Origin of the sequence: Vagococcus sp. WN89Y, assembly GCF_052220145.1 — a bacterium.
In the GTDB taxonomy this organism is placed as follows: Bacteria; Pseudomonadota; Gammaproteobacteria; order Enterobacterales; family Enterobacteriaceae; genus Kosakonia.
Genome location: NZ_JBQPOM010000022.1, coordinates 65,872 through 83,578, shown reverse-complemented (window position 1 = coordinate 83,578; position 17,707 = coordinate 65,872). Strand labels below are relative to the sequence as shown.

Here is a 17,707-nt window from a genome sequence, read left to right as displayed (position 1 = left end):
CTGGCCCGTTTTGTCTCTACAGGAGCTTATATGATGCGCAAAACGCTGCTGGCGGCAGCCCTTACGCTTACGGCATTTGCGGCGCAGGCCGACTACCAATGTAGCGTCACGCCGCGCGATGATGTCGTCATTAACCCACAGACTGTGCAGGTTAAAGGTGAGAACGGCAATCTGGTTATCACCACCGATGGCAACGTGATGTACAACGGTAAACAACCCGCACTGAGCGCGGCTCAGCGTGAGCAAGCTAAAGACTACCAGGCTGAGTTACGCAGTACCCTGCCGTGGATTGATGAAGGCGCGCGTAATCGCGTGGAAAAAGGGCGTATCGCGCTGGATAAAATCATCGTTCAGGAGATGGGCGAGAGCAGCAAAATGCGCAGCCGTCTGACCAAGCTTGATGCGCAGCTGAAAGAGCAGATGAATCGTATCATCGAGCATCGCAGCGATGGACTGACCTTTCACTATAAAGCTATCGATCAGGTACGTGCCGATGGTCAGCAGCTGGTCAACCAGGCGATGGGCGGCATTTTGCAGGACAGTATTAATGAGATGGGGGCCAAAGCCATGCTGAAAGGCGGCAGCAATACGCTCCAGGGCGTGCTGGGTGGTCTCGGTGGTTTACAAACTGCTATTCAGAACGAATGGAAAAACCAGGAAGCGGATTTCAAACAGTTTGGGAAAGATGTCTGCACGCGGGTCATTTCTCTGGAAGAGAGCCGTAAAGCGCTAACCGGCAACCTTAAATAATTATATAAAAAGCCTTCTTTTATTTATTAACAAGAAGGCTTCTGAATCACGTCAGAAATTTCTCTGCGCTGTTTATTTTCTTCCGGTAATTTATTTTAAGTTATAATTTACATATGTTGTATTTTTGTGTTGTAACAAATGGTCGATTTATATAAAAAGCATTTATTGCACATGGAAGTTATAACCTGAATTTGCGTTAAAATTACACTTATTGCTACTATCTGGGGACTCATAATGGACGTGATACTTAGCTGAATACCTTTATGTCAACTCTACACATACAGCCAAAGAATGATTCCAATTTATATGATATATACAACCGGCAGTCAGACGAAATTGATATTTTTAACTTAATTAGCGTCTTATGGCTCGGTAAAAAAATAATTATATCAACAGTATTGATATTCGCAGTCGTCGGTTATTTTATTGCAGTTTTGTTACCCCCAAAATGGACCAGCCGGGCAGAAATAACTCCTGCTGAGAAAATTCAGTGGGTCGATCTGCAAAAGACCATTACTCTTCTCAATGTTCTGGATGTAAAAACCGCCTTTACCCGGGATGATGTTTTCAATCTGTTCCTGAAAAAGTTCAATTCCCGGTCGCTACAGGAAGCATTTTTGCAAAATTCCCCGTTGGTTACAGGCAAACTTCTGGCGACAAATGTTGAGCCTGAAGCGTTGCGTCGCGGCATTGTTTTGCTTTCTATGCAGATGAAAGCCGTAAATAATTCCAGTGCGAAAAATGCGGCGGAATCGCCTTATAAATCATGGACGCTGAGCTTTACTGCGCCTACCGGCGAAGAAGCACAGGAGATATTAAACAGTTATATCAACTATGTTTCTATGTTAGTGGTGAATGAAACTCTGGATACCTTGCGTAACGAGGTCGAACTTAAAAAAGCCTACGAAAAAGGCTTTTTGGCCATTGAGCGAGAGCGAATGAAAACCCGGCATGAAGCAACAATTCAGCGGTTGAATTATTCTCTGGAAGTGGCGAATGCCGCAGGTATCAAACGTCCGATTTATAGTAATGGCCAGGCGCTGCAGGACGATCCGGATTACTCAATTACCTTAGGGGCGGACGGGATTGCTGAAAAACTGAAGATTGAAAAATCCATTGCGGATGTGACGCGCCTGAATGCGGATTTCCTTAGCCGTGAACATCAATTAGCCGAGCTGGAAAAATGGAATATCGCCGACGTTAAATTTACGCCTTTTAAATACCAGCTCTCTCCGTCATTACCAACACAAAGCGATGGCCCGGGCAAGGTACTGATCCTCTTTCTGGCTGCGCTGTTAGGGGGGCTTTTCGCTTGTGCTGCGGTATTAATACGCCATGCCATACAGCAGCGGAAAATGATGTAATCGCTCTTTTGCTCCCTCTTCCCGGTTGGAAGAGGGGCGAATTTTACTCCGTCAAAAACAGTTCAAGCAGCGAGTTGAGAAAAAGTTTACCGTGCCCGGTTATCTGCCAGAACTCATCACATTCCGTGAGATAATTCAGCGCCAGCGCCTGCTCAATCTGCGGGCGAATTATACGTTCATCCAGCCCGGTATAACGGGTAAATTCAGCCCGTGGTGCCGGTTCCAGCAAGCGAAAGCGATTCATAAAGAATTCGAACGGCTTATCCTGCGCTTCAACATCATGCTGCTTATCAAGATAATGACCCTGCATATATCCACGCGGGTGGCGGGTTTTCGCCGTCCGCATAATACGTCCATCCGCGAACGTCACCTTGCCATGTGCGCCGCAACCAATGCCCAGGTAGTCGCCAAAGCGCCAGTAGTTGAGGTTATGCTGGCACTGATAACCGGGTTTGGCGTATGCCGAGGTTTCATATTGCTCATAACCCGCCGCCGTCAGGAGTTGGTGCCCCTGCTCGAAAATATCCCACAACGCATCATCATCCGGCAGCACCGGCGGGCGCGAGCCAAACAGCGTATTGGGTTCGATAGTCAGCTGGTACCAAGACAAATGCGGCGGGTTCAGCGCGATAGCCTGGCGCAGGTCGTCCAGCGCCTCTTCCAGTGATTGATTCGGCAGGCCATGCATTAAATCCAGGTTAAAACTGCGCAGCCCAAGGCCACTTGCCAGCCGTGCGGCGCGTTTTGCTTCCTCCGGGCCATGAATGCGCCCAAGCCGCTGAAGTTTGCTTTCACTAAAGCTCTGTACGCCGATGGAGATGCGGTTCACTCCGGCGCGCTGATAGTCGACGAAACGATCGGCTTCAACGGTGCCGGGATTCGCTTCCATGGTGATTTCAGCATCGCTTGCCAGCGGGAGCCGTGCGCGCACGCCATCCAGCAGCGTTTGCATCGCCGGGCCAGAAAGCAGGCTCGGCGTACCGCCGCCAATAAAAATAGTTTTTACTTCACGCCCTTGCGCCAAAGCCACATCGGCATCCAGATCGCTTAGCAGATGCTGCACATAGTCGTCATGCGGCACTTCCCCTTTCAACGCATGGGAATTGAAATCGCAATAGGGGCACTTTTGCACACACCACGGGATGTGAATATAGAGGCTCAACGGCGGCAAGTTAGCCATTACGCAACGCTTCCAGTAACAGTTTCAACGCTTGCCCACGGTGGGAGATAGCACTCTTCTCATCGCGGGTGAGTTCGGCTGCTGTTTTCCCCTCTGATGGGACGAAAAAAACAGGGTCGTAACCAAAGCCGCCATCCCCTGCAGGTTCACGTGCAATCACGCCCGGCCAGCTACCGTGGCAGACCAGCGGCGTGGGGTCTTCTGCATGGCGCAGGTAAACCAGTACACAATGGAACTGGGCCTGGCGCTCGCTATCCGGAACATCTTTTAGTGCCTCAAGCAGCTTGTCGAGATTCTGCCTGTCGCTGGCATCAACACCTGCATAACGCGCAGAGTAAATCCCCGGCGCGCCGCCAAGCGCATCGACAGCCAGGCCGGAGTCGTCGGCAATCGCTGGCAGGCCGGTTATCTTCGCCGCATGGCGCGCTTTAAGAATAGCGTTTTCAATAAACGTCAGCCCTGTTTCTTCCACAGAGTCGACACCCAGCTCGGTTTGCGCGATCACATCGAGGCCAAAATCATTTAATAGCGAGGCAAGCTCGCGCACTTTACCGGCATTACCGGTGGCGAGGACAACTTTTTGCATAGCAGACCTATTTTATCAACGCCGCGACTTCTGTCGGGATCTGTTGCGGATGAGAGATTTTTACTTGTTTATGGCGGCCCAGCTCGCCTTTTTCAATTGTGACCTGGCTTTTTGCCACGCGGAACTGTTTTGCGAGAAATTTAACCAGGTGCGCATTGGCCTGGCCATCCACTGGCGGGGCGGTGATGGCGACTTTTAGCTCGTCGCCATGCAGCCCGATAATGCTATCCCGGCTGGCTTTGGGCTGGATATAGAGCCGCAGCACCAGCCCGTCCTCACACAGAGCAATGGCACTCATAGTGCCATCCACAGCCCCGGCAGTAGCATATTACCGGTCGATTGCAGCAGTTCAGCAATCCCCATATTGATGACATACAGCAGCAGCACCAGAATCATCGGCGAAAAATCGATACCGCCCATCGACGGCAGCAGATTGCGAATCGGGCGCAGCAGCGGCTCAGTCAGCTGCATCAAAACATATTCCACCGGACTGCGGCCCTGGCTGACCCAGCTCATCACCGCCATCACCAACAGGACCCAGAAAATCATCAGGCCGATAGTTTTCAGCAAGATAAGCAGGGCAGAGACCCAGATAATCGGCTGGAACGTAACCACCATAAACAGCACTATCGCTTTGATAATGCAAAGAATAAACGCGACCAGTAACGATGAGCTATCAATCGGCCCAAGCGACGGCAGCACACGACGCAGTGGGCCAACAACAGGCTGCGTTGCTTTTACCACAAATTGCGAAAAAGGATTGTAAAAATCACAGCGTGCCCACTGCATCCAGACGCGCAACAGTAAAACCATTGTATAAAGTTCAATGACTGTAGAGAGCAGGAAAGTCAACGTCTTCATGGCGTTCCTCAGTTTTCCTTAATTTTTTATATAATTACGCGCACCAAAAATGGCCGTCCCAATGCGCACCATCGTGCTGCCAGCTGCAATAGCCGCGGCCATATCATCCGTCATACCTAACGACAGCGTATCCACACCCGGATAGCGCGCTTTTAATGCCTCAAATGCTACAGCCATTTGCCGTGCGACGGCAAACTGCCTGTCGTAGTCGGCTTCCGGCGCCGGAATAGCCATCAAGCCGCGCAGACAAATGCCTGGCAACTCAACCACCTGCTGCGCCAGCGTGTCCAGCTCGCTTAGCGCAATGCCCGATTTGCTCTGCTCATCACTGATATTGATTTGAATCAGCACATTCAGCGCAGGAAGCGTAGCAGGACGCTGCTCGCTTAACCGGCTGGCAATACGTAAACGATCGACGGTGTGGCACCAGTCAAAATGCTCCGCAACCAGACGGCTTTTGTTGGACTGCAACGGCCCAATAAAGTGCCATTGTATACCCTCGATCCCTTGTTCCTGAAAATAGCGGATTTTATCCACCCCTTCCTGAACATAGTTTTCACCGAATGCACGTTGCCCGGCAGCAATAGCTTCTGCGACGTCGCTCGCAGGTTTGGTTTTGCTCACTGCAAGTAAGGTAACTTCTTCTGGAGCACGGCCGCAGCGTGTTGCAGCGGCTGAGATTTTGTCCCGGACCTGTGCCAGGTTATGTGCGATATCGTTCATGATTCCAGGATGACTATATGGATATAGAAGAAATAGTGGAGCTTAGTGTAAAGCATAATGTCTCTGATCTACACCTGTGCAGCAATGGCTTACCGCGCTGGCGGCAGCGGGGGCGGCTTGAAGTCGCACCTTTTACACAGCCTGACATTTCTGCGCTGATTAATACCTCGCTTAGCGAGGCGCAGCGAAGCCAGTGGCGAGAACAGGGGCAGGTCGATTTTGCGCTCGCCACACAGCATGGGCGGCGGGTACGCGCCGCTGCATTTACCCGTCACGGAGGCGTTTCGCTGGCGCTGCGTTTACTACCGCAAAGCTGCCCGCTGCTCAATGAGCTGGACGCGCCTTCAGCCATTAGCGGGCTGCTGGAAAAAGAGCATGGCTTGATACTGGTGACCGGCGCGACCGGCAGCGGTAAGTCAACCACGCTTGCCGCGATGGTTGCCTGGCTTAACCAGCAGCTCGACGGGCATATTCTGACGCTGGAAGATCCCGTCGAGTTCGTTCACACCAGCGAGCGCTGCCTGATACAGCAGCGGGAGATTGGCCTGCACTGCGCCTCCTTTGCTGCCGGGCTGCGTGCGGCGCTGCGCGAAGACCCGGATGTTATTTTACTGGGAGAGCTGCGCGATAGCGAAACCATTCGTCTGGCGCTGACGGCGGCAGAGACCGGGCATCTGGTGCTGGCTACGCTGCACACACGTGGCGCGGCGCAGGCAATTGAGCGTCTGGTAGATAGCTTCCCCGCCCAGGAGAAAGACCCGGTTCGCAGCCAGCTGGCCGGGAGCCTGCAAGCGGTGCTGGCGCAAAAACTGCAGGTAGACAGGCACGGCGGGCGCGTGGCGCTGTTTGAGCTTTTAATCAATACGCCAGCGGCGGCAAACCTTATCCGCGAAGGGAAAACGCACCAGTTGCCCGGCGTGATACAGACCGGGCAGCAGGCGGGGATGCAGACCTTTACGCAAAGCCGCCAGCAGCGCGTGCTTCAGGGCTGGCTTTAGCTGACATTCAGCGAGTAGACCGCCGGTAACGCGCCTGCCGTTGCGAGGATCTCCAGCCTGATGCTGAGCGCGACGACAGGCTGGTCGAAGCGGTGCTGGCACACGGAGTGGTGGTTATCGCGTACCTCTGCCAGCAGCCTGTCGTCAGCCCACAGGCGATAGTGGGTAATGCAGTGCGGGGTGACGGCATGGTAATGGCCCATTTGCACCGACTCCATGGCATTATCAAAGTCGTTATCCTGCACCAGCGTAAGCTGATTCAGCGTCTGAGGCGCGGCCCAGCGCCAGGTGATTTCAGCGGCGCGGTCGTCAGCCGCTGGCACCCAGGCATTGGTGAGTTGCTCCGGGCGCAGGCGGCCATTGAGGACATTTTGCGCGCTGAAGCAGCTTAACGGTTCGCTAAAACGCAGGGCGGGCATCACCTGGTGAGGGCGGCGGCGGGGCAGCCAGAAATCAAACTCATCTACGCCGTAGTCAGCATCGGCTATCTGGCGCGTATGTTTGGCAACTCGCGCGTTAAGGCTATTAAAGACGGTCATAATGCCCGGCAGATGGGTGTCCGTTAGCGCAATATCTACGCCGTCCTGCGCATCGAACACCACAAAAACATACTGATCGCGCTCGCTCTGCCAGCGGAAAGAGAAGGTGTGCTCCGCTTCGCCCGAAAGCGCCAGATGGCACTCGTCGTACTGGTAATCGGGTGTGAAGTTACCGGAGCGGGCGCTGCCCTGGAGTGAAACGGTCAGAAGCGTCGCGGTGTGAGCGCGCAGGCGCACGGTGATGGGCGGCAGTTGGGCGCCCGCCTGCACTGGCAACAACAGCGCCATTCTTTCGTTAAGCGCTTGCCACTGACCGTTTGGCGCAAGCTCCGTTAGCTGAAACTCGCTGCTGGCACTGACCTGCGCCCCGGCCGCCGGGTCGCGCAGCCACTGGNTGGCGCGGGATATAACAGCCGTTGGCCTGTAGCCCTTGTTGCAGCGCATCGACATGTTCGCGTTGCGCCAGCTGGCGCGGGGTAAGGTTTTGCGCTTTACTCAGGGACGCGGCGCGGCCCACGACTTCGCCGAGCAGGCCGCAGGTACACATAACGCGGGCGCTGCCGAAAGCAACATGCGAAGCGGAGATCAAGCGCCCGGTCAGAAATAAATTATCCAGCGAGCGGCTATAAAGGCTGCGAAAAGGGATGGTGTAAGTGCCTTTGCTGTGAAACTGGCGGCAGCCGTCATGCGTGCTGTAAACGCCGTCCGCCGGGTGTAAATCAATCGACCAGCCGCCATAAGCCACCGCATCGTAGTGATCGCGCTGCTCGATGATATCCTGCTGGCACAGCAAGTGGTCGCCAATAAAACGTCGGCTCTCCCGCTTGCCGGGGATCGCGCCGACCCATTCAATCGTCATATTTGCCGCTTCGGGGAATTCACCTGAGTTTTTAATATGATCCCAGACGCCCCAGACGATTTTCCACAGCTCCCACTTTATCTCCTCGCTTTCATGCACCGTATCAAGGCGTCCGCCCCATTCCAGCCACCATAAATCGCAGCCGTTTAAGGTCGAAGTCAGGCGTTTATAGCGAGGAATAGCGGTGATATCTTTCAGGGCGAAAGAGGGGGGAACAAAATTCACCGGCCCGTTGGTTTGCCGGGTATAAAAATAAATTGAATGGCCAAGCTTGTGGCCAAAATTATCGCCAGGAGCCATCTTCTCACCCAGCTCTTCGGCGTCCTCCGCGCCTTCGCGGTATTCTGCCCCGGCAAGATAACCGAGCACGCCATCGCCGGTGGCATCGCAAAATTGTTCTGCCGTCACGCTGTAGAAGGTTTCGTTGATAGGGTTAAACGCCTGTAGCCGGGTAATAGATTGCTGCTCTTTTTCCACCTCATAGACGGCGGTATTGAGCAGTAGCGTCAGCCCCGGCTGGCTTTTGGCAAGATCTAACAAAACCAGGTCGAACATCACCGGGTTGCCCTCTTTATTACGCCAGAGGTTCTCTTCCATGATTTCACCCATGATGCCGCCCTCGCGTGCCCAGCGGTTGTTATTGCCCATATGTGAGGTCGCGCCGTTGGCCCACAAGCGTACTTCGCTGGAGGCGTTGCCGCCGAGCACCGGGCGGTCCTGAATCAGTACGACCTGCAAACCTTCACGCGCTGCCGCCAGCGATGCACACAGCCCCGCCAGTCCGCCGCCCGCTACGGCAAGGTCGGCATGCAAATGCTGTGTCGGGAAAGTTCTGGCATCGGTTTGCGGAAAGATTTTCATAACCTTGTTTCCTTCTTTACTGGCGGTAAAATTGAATTTTTCGCGTAACCTGAGAAGCGAACTTGCAATGTCTTCACAACCAAACCAAAGCCTGATTGATGGCATTCGTTGCCTGCAATATCTGGTCTCCAGTGGTCGCGCGATTGGCTGTCGCGAACTGTCACGCCTTATGGGTATCAACACCACGCGCGTCAACCGATTACTGATGACCATGGCCTCTATCGGGCTGACCCAGCAGGATGCTCAGCGTCGTTACCTGCCGGGGCCTGGCATTCACGCGCTGGCGGCCCAGGCGATTCGAGGCTCCGCGCTCTTCTCCCAGGCATTACCGCTGCTTGAGCGCTACGCGCCAAAAGATATCGTGGTAGCCATGGCCGTGCTGTGGGAGGATCAGGTTATCTATATCTATCACTCCAAACCCGGCAGCCAGGTCAGCCAGGCGCTGGCTGGCTTTCATATGCTTCCCGCCTGGCAGTCCGTTATCGGTATGTCGCTGTTGGCGGCTGAAACCGATGAGGCGCTGCAAAAACGTTTTACCGATGAGCAGTGGCAACAGCTTGGGCCACATGTTGCCCAGCAGCGCGAGCTCGGCCACGTGGTCTGGCACCATGACGATGGTGAAGTGTCGATGGCGCAGCCGCTTGGCGCTCACTCTGCCGCTCTGGCCTTTGCCGGAATGTGGCAGGTGAGCGACGCGGTGATTAAAACGCGACTCGAAGAGCTTCACTGCCTGGTCAAACGCCTGACGGAAAAACCGTGATGCTTTAATTATGTTTCTTTTATAGAAACACTCAAGGAAATGCAAAATGCACAGCGGGAAACTGTGAAGGCGATCGATGGAAAGCCGCGCACCGGCGCGGCAAGGCCAGAATAATCATCAGGCAGGATTCAGAAGGATTGTTCGAAGAAGCTTTCGAGGATAATGACCGCCGAGGCAGAATCTACGCTGCCTTTATTAAGCGCACGGAAACCGCCGCGCTCAAATAGCCCGGCGCGGGCTTCCACGGTACTCAGGCGCTCATCGTGCAGCTTCACCTGCACGCCGAACCGGCCATGTATTTTGTTGGCAAAGTTACGGGCGCGGGCGGTTAATGGCTGCTCTGTCCCGTCCATATTGAGCGGTAAGCCAACAATCACCGCTTCCGGCTGCCACTCTTTTAAAAGCTTCGCGATTGCGTTCCAGTCCGGTGTGCCGTCCTGCGCTTTTAGCGCGGCAAGAGGGCGGGCGGTCGCGGTCACGCGCTGCCCGATAGCCACGCCAATGCTTTTCGTGCCGAAATCAAAAGCCAGCAATGTTCCGCTCATCATGCATGCCCCGCCACGCCGGGCATTGTCAAAATATCAATACCGATAAGCTTTGCCGCTTCACGCCAGCGATCGGCGATAGGGGTTTTGAACAGAATATTGAGATCCGCCGGAGCGGTCAGCCAGGCGTTATCCAGGATCTCCTGCTCCAGCTGCCCCTTCTCCCAGGATGCATAACCCAGCGCGACCAGCACTTCGCCGGGTTGAGAGGCGGTGCCGAGGGTTTCCAGCACATCACGCGAGGTGGTGATAACCGTGTTGTCAGAAACGCGAATGCTGGAGGAGAATGCCGCAGGAGGCGTATGCAGGATAAAACCACGATCCTCCGCCAGCGGGCCGCCGAGCAGCACGGGTTTATCCAGACGAATCGCCGGGTCCCGTTCCTCAGGCTCGATTTTTAGCTTTTCCAGCACGCTGTCAACTTTCAGGTTTTCCAGAGGCTTGTTGATGATCAGGCCCATCGCGCCCTCATCGTTATACTCGCAAATATAAACCACGGAGCGCCGAAAGAGGGGATCCTGAAGAGCAGGCATGGCAATAAGAAAGTGATGCTGTAAATTCATTGTCAGAGGTTCTGTTTCCTGGTTCAAAAGCGACAGTCTAGTATGGGGTCAAAGCAGAATACTGTCACTAGCCAATCCTGACAGAATGCGGGGTCCTTCCCGCATTTACGCGGCCTGGGTTATTTTTCCAGGCGTTTTTCGATAGCATCCATCAGCATGCCGGTAATCGAGACCGGGAATGCTGCTTCGATCTCGCGCACGCAGGTTGGGCTGGTGACGTTAATTTCAGTCAAACGGTCGCCAATGATATCAAGGCCGACAAAAATCAATCCTTTGGCTTTCAGCACCGGCGCAACTTTACGGGCGATTTCCCAGTCGCTTTCGCTCAGCGGGCGCGCTTCGCCGCGCCCTCCGGCGGCCAGGTTGCCGCGCGTTTCGCCGCCCTGTGGGATACGCGCCAGACAATACGGAACCGGCTCGCCATCCACCACCAGTACGCGCTTGTCGCCATCTTTAATTGCTGGCAGGTAGTTTTGCGCCATACAGTAACGCGTACCCAGCATGGTCAGGGTTTCAGTAATCACCCCCATGTTTGGATCGCCCTCTTTAACACGGAAAATGGACGCGCCGCCCATGCCATCCAGCGGCTTAAGGATAATGTCGCCGTGTTTTTCGCGAAACGCCTTGAGCTGCGCTTTATTACGCGTCACCAGCGTCTCCGGCGTCAGGTCCGGGAACCAGGCGGTGAACAGCTTTTCATTACAGTCACGCAGGCTCTGCGGTTTGTTGACGATAAGCGTGCCTTTTTCTTCTGCGCGCTCAAGGATATAGGTAGCGTAGATATACTCGGTATCAAACGGCGGATCTTTACGCATCAGCACCGTATCCAGTTCGCTTAGCGCGATATCCTGCTCGCTACCGAAGGTGTACCAGTGGTCGTAATTTTGCTCGACGGAGAGTTTACGGGTGTGGGCACGGGCTTCACCGTTAATTAAATAGAGATCCGCCATTTCCATATAGTGCAGCTCGTAGCCGCGGCGCTGTGCCTCCAGCAGCATGGCGAAGCTGGTGTCTTTTTTGATGTTAATGTCCGCGATGGGGTCCATCACGATGCCGAGCTTAATCATTCTGCTTCTCCTTTCAACCCAGGTCGCCAAAGCGAACCTGAAGCGCGGTGATGGCGGTAAGCGCCGTTGTTTCAGTGCGTAAAACTCGTGGCCCTAACAAAATGTCCGTGAACTGATAGCGTGCGGTCATGGCTATCTCATCGGCGGATAAACCGCCTTCCGGGCCGATCAGCAAGCGTATGCGCTCAACCGGCAGCGCCAGCGTATTGATGCTTTGGCTGGCTCGCGGGTGTAAATTAAGCTTAATCCCTGCCTCTTCTTCGGCACACCAGGCTTCTAAATCCATCGCCGGGCGTATTTCCGGGATACGGTTACGGCCACACTGTTCGCAGGCAGCGATAGCAATTTTCTGCCACTGCTGAAGCTTTTTGTTCAGGCGTTCTGCGTCCAGTTTAACGCCGCAACGCTCAGAAAAAAGTGGCGTAATGAGGCTTACCCCCAGTTCTATCGATTTCTGGATAGTAAATTCCATTTTTTCGCCCCGCGACATCACCTGGCCTAAGTGAATATGCAGCGGCGATTCACGATCGTCTGTTTCGCCACGGCTGACGAAAACCTGTACGTTTTTCTTATCCGCACGCACAATTTCAGCGTCAAAAACCTGGTTGGAACCATCAAACAGTTGAATAGCCTGGCCCGGACTCATACGCAATACGCGGCCAACATGGTTTGCCGCCTCATCACTAAGGGCGATTTCATGGCCTGGCTGAATAGGTTCAGGGTGGTAAATGCGAGGAACGCGCATAGTTTTTTATTCCGTGCGTGGAGCGGCGCTTCCCCGGCTCTTCGTATAAAGAGATAAGCACAGAGGAAGCACCCGTCAATAAACAGTTGTCGCTAGTGTAGGTTAGCTCTTTCGCGCCATGCAAGCGCGCTGCACATAAGGGTTATGGTTGCCCTGAATTTTAGCTATCCGCGCATCGCGGGTGCACTCCCAGTCACTGACCGGGTAAAGCTTGTCCCACGCGGTAAAGAGTTGTGTTTGCTGGCGCGAGAGATTGAGCTGGTATTTGTCGCGCATATAAAAATAGATGCGGGCAATCGCGCCGCGCGCACGGGCAGGCGGCTCGGCGAGTTTCGCTTTAAAATCCACTTTCATGCCGCACTGACCATACTGGCCTTCGCCACCGTTCCACTGGCTATACATAAAGTTGCCGCGATCGCCGTTGACCTCACCGACCGCCGGTTGCAGGTTGTGCATATCGCTTTCGATTTTGCGATAGACCGGATCTTTGGCGCAGTTTTTTCGCCCGCCATCCTGCCAGCACTGGCGCAGGTGGCCAAATTGCCAGGCGGGAACAACATGCTCCCACTCAATACGTTCGGCGCGGTTGGCGTTTTTGCGCACCTGATAGCCGCAGGAGGCGAGGTCAGTGATCCCTTTTTTGCCCTGCCAGGTGATTTTACACCCGCAGTAGAAATCCCCCGGCGCGTCGGCATGCACCTTAACGGCGGCGGTTTTCGCCTGCGCGAAGCTGTTGATACCGTCTGCCGCCACGGCAGGTAGAGCGAAAAGCGTAAAAAGTAATGAGAAAAGACGAAACATGGCGAGCTCCCTGTCAAAACGAGCCCGCAACGTAGCGGAAGGAATTGCCTGATGCAATCAGTTAGATTGTAAAATTTCTTAATGGATTCAATTAGGCGTCTCAGCAATAAGCGGTTCACCGCAGTGAACACAGCGATAGACTGCCTCGCCACGTACGACACGGTTGTGTCTGCGCACGGTTAACTGATGCTGCTGGCATTTACAGCGGTATGGGAAAGTATTGCGCCGTACGGATTCCAGTTCGAACTGATGGGTGCGCCGGGCCGGTACACCAAGCACGCTTTCCATCATCCATTTCCACTCTTTGCCGTGCGGAGCCACGCGGCCAAAGTGCTTCCACACCAGCAGATGCGCTAACTCATGCGGCACGACTTCTGCAATAAACGCCTGCTGATTTTCCATTAACAAGACAGGATTGAGGCGAATTTCGTAATCGGCAAGCCATGCCGTGCCTGCCGCCGTACCGCGCTGTTGATAAACGAGTTTAGGTTCCGGGTAATTCCGGTTCAGCTTTTGGTTTGCAAGAGCGAGTTTTTCCCGCAGGCAGCGCATCACCGCTTGCTGAAGAGCGATAGGAAGACGGGGCGTTTTCATAATGGCAGAGAATAGGTGGGACGAGGCGGGAGTGCAAGAGGGAAGGCTTCCTCCGCAGAGGAAGCCTGAGTGATTAGTTATGGGAACCAATTTCACGCAGCGGACGGCCACGCATCAGATTACGCTCAATATGCTCCAGCGAAACGTGTTTAGTTTCCGGCACCAGCCACAGCGTCAGGACGATAAACAGCACGTTCAGACCGCCATAGACCCAGAAGGTGTTGGCGTTACCGAGCGTATTGAGCATCGTCAGGAAGGTAGCACCGACCACCATGTTCGCAATCCAGTTGGTTGCCGTGGAACAGGTGATGCCGAAATCACGCCCTTTCAGCGGCTGGATTTCAGAGCACAGTACCCAAATCAGCGGACCGGCGCTCATGGCGAAGCCAATGATAAACATCAGCAGCATAGCGACGGCGAAGTACTGCGCGCTGGCAGAGTGAATACCCAGGTGCATCATGGTACCCAGAACGCCCATACCGGCAGCCATCACCATAAAGCCCAGCACCAGCGTCGGTTTACGGCCCCAACGGTCAACCAGCCCTATCGCAATAAAGGTTGCCAGCACGTTGGTCAGACCGACAATCACGGTGCCCCACATTTGCTCTGTGGTGTTGGTGTAACCCGCCAGTTCGAAGATTTTCGGCGCGTAATACATGATGACGTTCATCCCGGTAAACTGCTGCATCACCTGCAACAATATGCCGAGGAAAACCGCGCGACGAAAGTTGCTGTTCTCTTTAAACAGCGCCCAGCCGGTCTGTTTGACTTTCAGGCTTTCACGGATCTCTTCCAGCTCGTTTTTCGCTTCCGCGCTGGTATCGCGCAGGCGCAAAAGTACCCGTTCAGCATCGTGGAAGCGACGTTTTGCCGCGAACCAGCGCGGGCTGTCCGGCAAAAAGAACACACCAATCAACAGCAGAATGGCAGGGATAATAATGATACCCAGCATCCAGCGCCATGCGCCGCTATAGCTAAACGCAGTATCGGAAAGATAAGCGCCGAGGATACCGATGGTTATCATTAGCTGATACATGGAGATCATGCTGCCGCGAATTTTTTCCGGCGCAATTTCCGACAAATACAGCGGTGCCGTGTAAGAGGCGATACCTACCGCCAGGCCGAGCAACACGCGGGAGAGGATCAGCACTTCAACATTCGGCGCAGCGGCTGAACACAGCGACCCTGCAACAAACAGAATGGCACCGATCATCAGGCTCTTTTTACGCCCAAGACGCCAGGATAGCCAGCCGCTGCCAACGGCACCGACGGCCGCACCAAACATCATGGAGCTAACGACCCACTCCTGGGTGTGGGAGCTAATCTGGAAATCTTCCGTGATAAAGGGCAGCGCCCCGGCAATCACCCCAATATCCAGACCAAAAAGTAAACCAGCCAGTGCAGCGAGGAAACAGACAAAAAAGGTCATTGCCTTGTTTGAATGCCCTTGTTTTTTATTGTCAGGCATTATGCCCTCCATTCATGTCATTGGTTTTTTCAATGTAAAAGTAGGTTAGTCGTGCGTAAAAGTATGTGACTGAAATCACATGAGTGTAATCGGTTACACTAACAGTAACGCGCAAATGTAAATAAAAGTCATAAATATTATAGAATTACTGACAGAGAAACGAGAGAGGAGTGTGATAGTTTCAGACTAAACCGAAACGGTATGTAACAATTATGCTGCGTTCAGATTTTTTACGGAAAAATCCTGGGGAATTAAGGCGCAGAGCGATGTAATCGCTTTCAGGGAGGCGCGGATGTGGTGTAATGAGTATAGACGGTGTGAAAAAAACAGGCGGCGTGAACGTGGGCAAAATGTAAAAAGGCCAGCACAAGGCTGGCCTTAAGTAAAATCTGACAGCGAATTATTTCAGGCCGGCAGCATCGCGCAGCACGTCTGCTTTGTCGGTTTTTTCCCACGGGAAAGTGTCACGACCAAAGTGACCGTATGCAGCGGTTTGTTTGTAGAACGGGTGCAGTAGATCCAGCATCTGGATCAGGCCGTACGGGCGCAGGTCGAAGAACTCGCGCACCAGTAGAGTCAGCTGCTCGGTCGGCAGTTTGCCGGTACCGAAGGTTTCGACCATGATGGAGGTCGGCTCTGCCACGCCGATAGCGTAGGAAACCTGGATCTCACAACGGTCGGCCAGGCCTGCAGCGACGATGTTTTTCGCCACGTAGCGTGCGGCGTAGGCAGCAGAACGGTCAACTTTTGACGGATCTTTACCGGAGAACGCACCACCGCCGTGACGCGCCATACCACCGTAAGTATCAACGATGATTTTACGGCCGGTCAGACCGCAATCGCCCATCGGGCCGCCGATAACAAAGCGACCGGTCGGGTTGATAAAGAATTTAGTCGATGCGTTCAGCCACTCGCCCGGCAGGATTGGCTTGATGATCTCTTCCATCACCGCTTCCTGCAACGCTTTCTGCTCAATGTCTTCTGCGTGCTGAGTGGACAACACGACGGCATCGATGCCGACGATTTTGCCGTCATCATACTGGAAGGTCACCTGGCTTTTCGCATCCGGGCGCAGCCACGGCAGCGTGCCGTTTTTACGCACTTCAGCCTGACGCTCAACCAGACGGTGCGCGTAGGTAATCGGCGCAGGCATCAGCACGTCGGTTTCGTTCGTCGCGTAGCCAAACATCAGCCCCTGGTCGCCAGCGCCTTGTTCAAGCGGATCGGCGCGGTCAACGCCCTGGTTGATGTCCGGAGATTGTTTGCCAATCGCGCTCAGCACGGCGCAAGAGTTGGCGTCAAAGCCCATGTCGGAATGCACATAGCCAATTTCGCGCACGGTATTACGGGTTATCTCTTCGATATCCACCCACGCGCTGGTAGTGATTTCACCACCGACCAGCACCATACCGGTTTTCACGTAGGTTTCACACGCGACGCGCGCTTTCGGGTCCTGCTCGAGAATTGCATCGAGCACGGCGTCGGAAATCTGGTCAGCGATTTTGTCAGGATGCCCTTCGGAAACGGACTCGGACGTAAAAAGGTGTTTTGCCATATGTAATTTTCACCCTGGAATAATACGGTTAGCTCGAATTCTGTGCCCGGTTGCCTTCGCGGTTGGCGCCGCGCGGACAGCACAAGAAGTCTGAGTGTTAATCTTTGACGCTCTTTTCTTTGCGCCGCATAGCCTGTTGCGCAAAATTGTAGCATATAGACGGATTAACATCTGGACGGCTATTTTAGGTTACTTCTTAACCCCAAAGCCAGCGTTTTTTGATACATGCCACATTCTGTCACAAATAATGACGGAAAATTTTCCTGGTAAAGCGGCAAACAGAGCTTTTTTGTTTTGCATTTTCACCTGGTTATCGGTATAAAACGCCGCACGCGGCTCATTAAAAAAAGCGCACGGCTTACAGGCTGTGTCGCCACTTCCAGCCGGGTTAAGCAGTGAATTGATGGCTTTGGCTTGTCGCAGGTCGCACCGGCTTGCGTGGAGGTGATAAGAAATAATGAATCGTCGTTTTGTCAGCATACTATCGCGTTGTTCTGGCGCGTATTTTTTCCCCGCATCCTGCAAATCTACTCTGCAAACCTGCCGATGTTTTACCCATTTCGGTGCTTCTCAGGACTCCAGAGCCGGTAAGGCCTTGCGATAACTGAACAAGGGCTCTCCTGATTATTCAGGGGTTTTCTCGTGGTTTCGCCGAACTGTCATACTCTGGTTCGGGCACGTGTTTTACAATGATATGAACAAGAAACCGGTCACGCAGCCGATGGGCCAGCATACTATGCCAGGTAATCACGCTGTTTATGGGTTGTTATCGCTATGTTTCACTGCGATAGTAGTCAACTATTTTGTCTCTGTTTGCTTTCTCTTTGCCGCTAATGGGCATAACGAAAGGAACAGGGTATACACTTTTATACGTTGAGGTTCGCTATG

General features: G+C 53.8%; 22 protein-coding genes. 6 read left to right on the top strand and 16 right to left on the bottom strand.

Going from position 1 to position 17,707, the window contains the following annotated elements; genetic code table 11:
- Positions 1 to 30: 30 nt before the first annotated feature.
- On the top strand, positions 31 to 750 hold the full coding sequence (locus ACTU3N_RS07595; protein ID WP_443085528.1) for a DUF2884 domain-containing protein: 720 nt from the start codon (positions 31 to 33) through the stop codon (positions 748 to 750).
- Between the two features lie 263 nt (positions 751 to 1,013).
- A complete protein-coding gene (gene wzz(fepE) / locus ACTU3N_RS07590) occupies positions 1,014 to 2,114 on the top strand; it encodes an LPS O-antigen length regulator Wzz(fepE) (RefSeq protein ID WP_443085527.1) in 1,101 nt (366 codons plus the stop codon).
- A gap of 43 nt (positions 2,115 to 2,157) precedes the next feature.
- Here the strand turns inward: wzz(fepE) and hemW are convergent, their stop codons facing one another.
- From hemW to ACTU3N_RS07565, 5 genes are read right to left on the bottom strand one after another with little or no spacing between them, the layout of a single operon-like run.
- A complete protein-coding gene (hemW, locus tag ACTU3N_RS07585; protein ID WP_443085526.1) occupies positions 2,158 to 3,294 on the bottom strand; it encodes a radical SAM family heme chaperone HemW in 1,137 nt (378 codons plus the stop codon).
- The gene (locus tag ACTU3N_RS07580) at positions 3,287 to 3,880 is read right to left on the bottom strand and encodes an XTP/dITP diphosphatase (protein ID WP_443085525.1); all 594 of its coding nucleotides are present in this window, start codon (positions 3,878 to 3,880) and stop codon (positions 3,287 to 3,289) included. Before ACTU3N_RS07580 ends, hemW begins: the two co-directional genes overlap by 8 nt.
- Positions 3,881 to 3,887: 7 nt before the next feature.
- Positions 3,888 to 4,178, bottom strand: a complete 291-nt coding sequence (gene yggU, locus ACTU3N_RS07575; RefSeq protein ID WP_443085524.1) for a DUF167 family protein YggU — start codon at positions 4,176 to 4,178, stop codon at positions 3,888 to 3,890.
- Positions 4,175 to 4,741 carry a YggT family protein gene (locus ACTU3N_RS07570; protein ID WP_443085523.1) on the bottom strand — a complete coding sequence of 189 codons (567 nt, stop codon included), beginning with the start codon at positions 4,739 to 4,741 and terminating at the stop codon, positions 4,175 to 4,177. Before ACTU3N_RS07570 ends, yggU begins: the two co-directional genes overlap by 4 nt.
- A gap of 18 nt (positions 4,742 to 4,759) precedes the next feature.
- Positions 4,760 to 5,464 (bottom strand): YggS family pyridoxal phosphate-dependent enzyme, encoded by a 705-nt coding sequence (locus ACTU3N_RS07565; RefSeq protein WP_443085522.1) that lies wholly within the window; start codon positions 5,462 to 5,464, stop codon positions 4,760 to 4,762.
- Between the two features lie 17 nt (positions 5,465 to 5,481).
- Here ACTU3N_RS07565 and ACTU3N_RS07560 point away from each other — a divergent pair, with 17 nt between their 5' ends.
- Positions 5,482 to 6,462 carry a type IV pilus twitching motility protein PilT gene (locus tag ACTU3N_RS07560; protein WP_443085521.1) on the top strand — a complete coding sequence of 327 codons (981 nt, stop codon included), beginning with the start codon at positions 5,482 to 5,484 and terminating at the stop codon, positions 6,460 to 6,462.
- Here ACTU3N_RS07560 and ACTU3N_RS07555 read toward each other — a convergent pair.
- On the bottom strand, positions 6,459 to 7,289 hold the full coding sequence (locus ACTU3N_RS07555; protein WP_443085520.1) for a hypothetical protein: 831 nt from the start codon (positions 7,287 to 7,289) through the stop codon (positions 6,459 to 6,461). The two genes, ACTU3N_RS07560 and ACTU3N_RS07555, sit on opposite strands and share 4 nt — an antisense overlap.
- A 7-nt stretch (positions 7,290 to 7,296) precedes the next feature.
- Positions 7,297 to 8,721, bottom strand: coding sequence for an FAD-dependent oxidoreductase (locus ACTU3N_RS07550; protein ID WP_443085519.1), 1,425 nt, complete (start codon positions 8,719 to 8,721; stop codon positions 7,297 to 7,299).
- A 67-nt stretch (positions 8,722 to 8,788) separates the two neighbouring features.
- On the opposite strand from ACTU3N_RS07550, the gene ACTU3N_RS07545 reads away from it, so the two are divergent.
- Positions 8,789 to 9,481 (top strand): IclR family transcriptional regulator domain-containing protein, encoded by a 693-nt coding sequence (locus tag ACTU3N_RS07545; RefSeq protein ID WP_443085518.1) that lies wholly within the window; start codon positions 8,789 to 8,791, stop codon positions 9,479 to 9,481.
- 128 nt (positions 9,482 to 9,609) lie between these two features.
- Here the strand turns inward: ACTU3N_RS07545 and ruvX are convergent, their stop codons facing one another.
- From ruvX to ACTU3N_RS07500, 9 genes are all read right to left on the bottom strand, one after another.
- Positions 9,610 to 10,029: a Holliday junction resolvase RuvX gene (ruvX, locus tag ACTU3N_RS07540; protein ID WP_443085517.1), complete on the bottom strand. Its 420-nt coding sequence runs from the start codon at positions 10,027 to 10,029 to the stop codon at positions 9,610 to 9,612.
- Positions 10,026 to 10,589, bottom strand: coding sequence for a YqgE/AlgH family protein (locus tag ACTU3N_RS07535; protein WP_443085516.1), 564 nt, complete (start codon positions 10,587 to 10,589; stop codon positions 10,026 to 10,028). The genes ruvX and ACTU3N_RS07535 overlap by 4 nt, the downstream gene beginning before the upstream one ends.
- A 119-nt stretch (positions 10,590 to 10,708) precedes the next feature.
- On the bottom strand, positions 10,709 to 11,656 hold the full coding sequence (gene gshB / locus ACTU3N_RS07530) for a glutathione synthase (RefSeq protein ID WP_443085515.1): 948 nt from the start codon (positions 11,654 to 11,656) through the stop codon (positions 10,709 to 10,711).
- A gap of 13 nt (positions 11,657 to 11,669) precedes the next feature.
- Complete coding sequence (gene rsmE, locus ACTU3N_RS07525) at positions 11,670 to 12,401, bottom strand: 16S rRNA (uracil(1498)-N(3))-methyltransferase (RefSeq protein WP_443085514.1); 732 nt, start codon at positions 12,399 to 12,401, stop codon at positions 11,670 to 11,672.
- A 102-nt stretch (positions 12,402 to 12,503) separates the two neighbouring features.
- Entirely contained in the window at positions 12,504 to 13,202 is a 699-nt protein-coding gene (gene endA, locus ACTU3N_RS07520; RefSeq protein WP_443085513.1) for a deoxyribonuclease I, read from the bottom strand.
- An 87-nt stretch (positions 13,203 to 13,289) separates the two neighbouring features.
- A complete protein-coding gene (locus tag ACTU3N_RS07515) occupies positions 13,290 to 13,796 on the bottom strand; it encodes a SprT family zinc-dependent metalloprotease (RefSeq protein ID WP_443085512.1) in 507 nt (168 codons plus the stop codon).
- Between the two features lie 73 nt (positions 13,797 to 13,869).
- Entirely contained in the window at positions 13,870 to 15,264 is a 1,395-nt protein-coding gene (locus tag ACTU3N_RS07510) for a sugar porter family MFS transporter (RefSeq protein ID WP_443085511.1), read from the bottom strand.
- A 400-nt stretch (positions 15,265 to 15,664) separates the two neighbouring features.
- Positions 15,665 to 16,819, bottom strand: coding sequence for a methionine adenosyltransferase (gene metK, locus ACTU3N_RS07505; RefSeq protein WP_443085510.1), 1,155 nt, complete (start codon positions 16,817 to 16,819; stop codon positions 15,665 to 15,667).
- Positions 16,820 to 17,008: 189 nt separating this feature from the next.
- Positions 17,009 to 17,299 (bottom strand): hypothetical protein, encoded by a 291-nt coding sequence (locus ACTU3N_RS07500; protein ID WP_443085623.1) that lies wholly within the window; start codon positions 17,297 to 17,299, stop codon positions 17,009 to 17,011.
- Between ACTU3N_RS07500 and ACTU3N_RS07495 the strand changes: the two genes are divergently transcribed.
- Positions 17,277 to 17,423, top strand: a complete 147-nt coding sequence (locus ACTU3N_RS07495; RefSeq protein ID WP_443085509.1) for a hypothetical protein — start codon at positions 17,277 to 17,279, stop codon at positions 17,421 to 17,423. The genes ACTU3N_RS07500 and ACTU3N_RS07495 overlap by 23 nt on opposite strands.
- Before the next feature lie 90 nt (positions 17,424 to 17,513).
- Positions 17,514 to 17,696 carry an acid stress response protein YqgB gene (gene yqgB, locus ACTU3N_RS07490; protein ID WP_443085508.1) on the top strand — a complete coding sequence of 61 codons (183 nt, stop codon included), beginning with the start codon at positions 17,514 to 17,516 and terminating at the stop codon, positions 17,694 to 17,696.
- Positions 17,697 to 17,707: the final 11 nt, after the last annotated feature.